Origin of the sequence: Aeromonas sp. QDB56, assembly GCF_027705505.1 — a bacterium.
Taxonomy (GTDB): domain Bacteria; phylum Pseudomonadota; class Gammaproteobacteria; order Enterobacterales; family Aeromonadaceae; genus Aeromonas; species Aeromonas caviae.
The window spans coordinates 1-1,875 of record NZ_JAPDBZ010000253.1; the positions used below are offsets into that span (position 1 = coordinate 1).

The window sequence follows — 1,875 nt, forward strand, 5'->3', positions numbered from 1 at the left end:
AGCAGATCATTTTGGAGGTATTGGGTGAGCGCTATCGGCAAATTTATTCCTAAATCAGGTGCGGAATGTCGGATAAAGGCTTTGCCCTGGTTGTTGTGCTGCTCGTGCCAGGCCAGGCACTTTTGCTGACAGGCGATGGCCTCGTCGAGGCGACCCAGCTCGAACAGGGTCCAGCCCTGATTGTTATAGAGGGTGGCGAGCCAGCCTCGCGCCCGCTTGTCGTGACTGCGCTCGGCCAGGGTCATCGCCAGCTGGTGCCAGTGGCTCTGCTCCTCCAGGGGGGCGGCGATGGCCACCATGTGGGCCGCATCGATGGCCAGATAGTGCTCTTCGTACTGCTCTCCCAGTTGCCAGGCCTGTTCAAACAGGGCTCTGGCGCTGGCCTTGTCACCGGCGGAGTTGAAGGTGCGGCCACGCTCCAGCAAGGCGCGCAGGCGGGCCCGTGGAGTCGCCTCGGTGAGGCGGGGTTCTATCTCGTCGAGCAGCTGGTGCGCCTGTGCAAACTGGCGTTGCAGCGAATGGGTGCGGGCTATCTGGGTGAGGAGCTCCAGCTCCCATTGCAGGTTGGCGGCACGCGCCTCGGGCAGCAGTGCTTGAAAACGCTGGGCACTGGCAACGGGATCCTGATAATCCCACAGTGCCATGAAATCGGGCGGATTGTTCATCTGGCCTCCATGCCGGTTATCCGCCCACCAAGATGCCTGAAGGCCATTCTTTGTACAAGAAGGGGGCTGGCGCCATCGTGACGCCAGCGCTTGCCGATCAGTAGACCATGGCAAGGCTCATCAGCATCAGACCCAGGGCAGCAAAGGCTCCCTCCTTGATAGCCAGGCGCGGTACCAGTGCCTTGGGCAGGGCAGGGAACAGGCTCAGGGCAAAGCCGAACCCCGGCATCAGCCAGTGGAAAGCAGGGCTTCTCAGGGCGGGATCCGCAGCGCCATTGATGACGATGAGCAGGATAAAGAGGGTGAAGGCGGGCAGGATAAACCAGCGGGCATGGCCGGCGGCAACCGCCCGCAGTGGCGAGATGCGATAGAGCACCAGGGTCACGAGGAAGAGGGCGAGGGGAGCCAGCAGATAGAGCGGGGCCGGGTTCATGATGAGTGTCTCCTGACAAGGGGGGCAGAGTGTAGGCAGTCCGGGTGGGGAATGACCAGTCCCCCGCGCCCGGGCTGTGAAGCGGATCGCAGGGCAAAGGTTTGCCTGGGCAGGATCAGCGGAACCAGAACCAGAGCACGGCAAATACCAGCCAGCTCAGCACCAGCAGGATCCAGGGCAGCGGGTGCTGGCGGGTGAGCTCGATGACCTCGGCTTCGCTCTCCTCTTCCGGTGTCTCTTGGGAAGAGTGCCTGGCTTTGGCTTGCAGTTTCTTCTGGCGGCTGGCCTCGCGGGCCTTCGCCTTCATCTGTTTCTTGTATTCGTCTATGCCCTTCTGGATCCCCTGGGCGATGAGCTGGGTTTGCTCCTTGGTCTGCCCCGGCTTCTGGTTGGCACGGGCGATCTTCATCGCCTCCTGCTGGGTTTCGGGGGAAATTTTGTCGTACTTGGCCATTCCAGGCACTCCTTGGCATTGATTGGCGGGCAGTATGCCATAACCGTTACCGGCGGGCTGCCATCATGGGGGAAATTGCTCTGCGAGTGGGGTGCCTCTGTTCCAAATAGGGGAAACAGGTTGCGTGGATGATCACATTTGGCGGAATTTGTGAGTCGCCGATGAAAAACCGTCACATGTTGTTTGTTATATTACCGCCCGATCCTGGATAGGGTCGTCCAATAACAAAATAACAAGGTGATATGGAAACCTGATTACCCATGATTAGCAGTCAGTTACCACGAACTATACTGATCTTACGTACAGTTATCGAGGTGCGAGAT

General features: G+C 59.7%; 3 protein-coding genes. All 3 read right to left on the reverse strand.

What is annotated here, in order from left to right:
* On the reverse strand, positions 1-665 hold a 665-nt coding region (locus tag OKB81_RS20185), incomplete at its 3' end, for a tetratricopeptide repeat protein (RefSeq protein ID WP_270805424.1).
* Positions 666-762: 97 nt separating this feature from the next.
* The gene (locus OKB81_RS20190) at positions 763-1,098 is read right to left on the reverse strand and encodes a hypothetical protein (protein ID WP_010673254.1); all 336 of its coding nucleotides are present in this window, start codon (positions 1,096-1,098) and stop codon (positions 763-765) included.
* 115 nt (positions 1,099-1,213) lie between these two features.
* A complete protein-coding gene (locus tag OKB81_RS20195; RefSeq protein ID WP_010673255.1) occupies positions 1,214-1,552 on the reverse strand; it encodes a DUF2956 domain-containing protein in 339 nt (112 codons plus the stop codon).
* Between the last annotated feature and the right edge of the window lie 323 nt (positions 1,553-1,875).

Excerpts from the sequence above, each read along its gene's own strand:
- OKB81_RS20195 (WP_010673255.1), bottom strand. The coding sequence starts at position 1,552 with ATGGCCAAGTACGACAAAATTTCCCCCGAAACCCAGCAGGAGGCGATG.
- OKB81_RS20190 (WP_010673254.1), bottom strand. The coding sequence starts at position 1,098 with ATGAACCCGGCCCCGCTCTATCTGCTGGCTCCCCTCGCCCTCTTCCTC.